2 protein-coding genes are annotated in these 2,486 nt (G+C 45.4%); one reads left to right on the top strand and one right to left on the bottom strand.

Features of this window, described 5'->3' with window-relative positions; translation table 11 throughout:
* A partial coding sequence (locus tag AAB400_03915; protein ID MEK7649028.1) for a helicase-related protein occupies positions 1–2,052 on the top strand: 2,052 nt, incomplete at its 5' end.
* Between the two features lie 42 nt (positions 2,053–2,094).
* Here AAB400_03915 and AAB400_03910 read toward each other — a convergent pair.
* Positions 2,095–2,486 (bottom strand): hypothetical protein (locus tag AAB400_03910; protein MEK7649027.1); only part of this gene is annotated, 392 nt, incomplete at its 5' end.

The raw sequence follows: 2,486 nt of genomic DNA, 5'->3' as shown, positions 1-2,486 counted from the left end.
CAGGACTTGGCACCAAAAATCAACAAAGAAGTACTCAATTACGCAGCCGTGAAATTGTATAAAGAATATTTTAGCCAGCCGGCACTAGCATACTGCATAGGGATTGATCATGCCAGAGATTTTGCGAACCTCTGTAATAAAGAAGGAATTTCTGCAGCATGGGTATGTGGAGAAACTCCTGATGGTGAATTGCGAGACATCTTGAAGAAGTTTTTGCGCGGAGAGATTCGCGTGTTGGCAAATGCCGACTTGCTTATCGAAGGATTTGATGCTCCACGGGCAGCGGTATGCTTGAATCTGCGCCCAACGCTGTCACTTGTACTTGCCGAACAGCGCGGCGGGCGTGTGCTGCGGCCTTTTAAAAATAAGTTTTCCACTATTGTAGATTTTGTGTATCGCGATGAGAGTCGGCGCGCTCGACAGGTAACGTTTGCAGCTGTTGCACAGAGAGCTTTCAGTATACCCTCGCATGCGCATACCACTTCTGGTGCATCAGTTCCGTATCAGAAAAAAGCGATGCCGGAAATCGAGGGCTTGAAGGTTGTTGTTGATACAGATGAAGTAATGCATATGACCAAGACGCTTATTGAAGCTACCAATGAGACTGCGCCAGATGATTGGAAAATGACAAGAGAATGGGCAGAGGAGCTTGGCATTCCCGCGTTTCGACTTCACGACGCATTGAAGCGCTATCTTGATATGCACCCGGGCTTTCGCGGAAAGGCTGTCGTGGGAGGGCAGGCGGCTACGTACCTGTCAAAGAATGGGCGTATCGGCATACATAGCTCACCCACGCTGATTGAACAAGTCTGCAGAGAGCTTGGCAAACCGCGTGAGAAAAAGAGCAAACCGAAAGCCGAAGAAGAAGAACTAGTGCTCCGTTTTAGAACTGAAGGATCGAATAATACGTCTATTCAAAAGGAATTTCTAGCGGCATTTGGATGGATCATCGACCAGATGATCGAACGGCATTTCCGGTTTGTACCTAAGAGCGGGCATGATGATTTACGCCAAGTTGGCTTGATGTCACTTATCACCTTTGCAAAAAAATTCGACCTCAATCAAAAACAAAAATTTTCAACCATCGTACAGCTTCAAATTTGGCGAGATATGCAGAAGGCGTATGAGCGGAGTGTGCCTATTCTTTCTTTGCCACGCCAGGAACAAGAAGCTATCTCTCGAATTGATACTCTCCTCAAAAAAACAGAAGGCCAGGAGTTGGAGGATGAAAAGCTTTGTGAAGCGCTTGGCATGGAACCGGAAGAATTTCGACAACATATGGTTTTGCGAGATATGTTGAAAGGTGAATCTCTTGAACAGATGAGTGATGACCGTGAAGAGAGAGGAAGCGATCAGGCAATCTGTTATGAAGAAATTTCAACACCTCTATCTGAACTTGAGGAAAAGATCGCGTATGAGCTTGCGGTAGAGGATGTTTTAGAGCATGCGAACTTGACACCGAAGCAACGCGAAGTCTTGACGCTGTATTATGGACTTTCCGGCGAGAGAGAGCATACACTGGTAAAGATTGAAGAAAAACTTGGAGCGACCGGCGCTTCCGGTATTCTTGCTATTGCTCTTGCAAAAGTAGAAAGATATGGTGAGCATTTTGAAAAGAGGGTGGAGATGAGTATGTTGCGAAAAGCGCATGAAGAGAATCGCATAAATTCCGAAGAACATACTCGCGCTACCCAGAAACAAAAAAGAAGTACATCAGAAGAAGAGGGTTATTTTTCTCTTCCCAAAGACAGTTCAATCGAGAATAGTATTGGTGAAGAGTTTGCAGAAAGGTTAAAAAGCAGAACGTTTTATTATGCTCATCCCGAATCTTTGCAGTATGGTGAGTATCCCATAACAACGCTTTATGAGCTTATTGCTCTTTTACGCAATAATCACTCTTCCCTGCTTCCTGTTTTTTTTGATAAAGAAATAAGTGTTATTACAAAGCGATTACACATGTGCGGAGTATGGACAAATCAAGATTTCGCCGGATGTATCGATATAAGCTTAAGAACGCTTATCCCATTTCGAAAAGCGATCGGCGAAAAATAAAAAGCTCCTCTAGTGGGAGCTTGAAGGTGCCGTGGGGCGAATCTAAAGTTCGCAGGCAACCATGGCGGCTTCGGCCATGAGTGTTTCCTCGCGGGTCTTGCAATTATCCAGAATTATTTTTTTGTCATCAGGTGCAAGTAGGAGCGCCAACTTTGGCAGAAAGCGCCGACTCCGCGCTTGAAGCGCTTTAGTGAATTCAGCTTGCAGTAGTTTGCTGCGGAGTTCCGGATCGCTTGTGGCAAGCGTATGCTTTGCATCAATGATTATCCGTTTTCCCGCATACGTGAGAGTCCGTACATAGCTTGCGCGCAATTCATCATCCATCGAGTCTTTCAAATCATTTTTTGCCGTCTTGATAGTCAGTGTGACAAAGACCCCGGCATTGTTATTGAGGTAGAAGAGGTGGCCCTTTGTTTGGGACAGACGCCACATCA

The organism is Patescibacteria group bacterium (assembly GCA_038065255.1).
Classification (GTDB): domain Bacteria; phylum Patescibacteriota; class Patescibacteriia; order JACQRZ01; family JACQRZ01; genus JBBTRI01.
The sequence above is the reverse complement of the archived record's forward strand: the minus strand, read 5'-3'. Positions and strand labels throughout refer to the sequence as shown.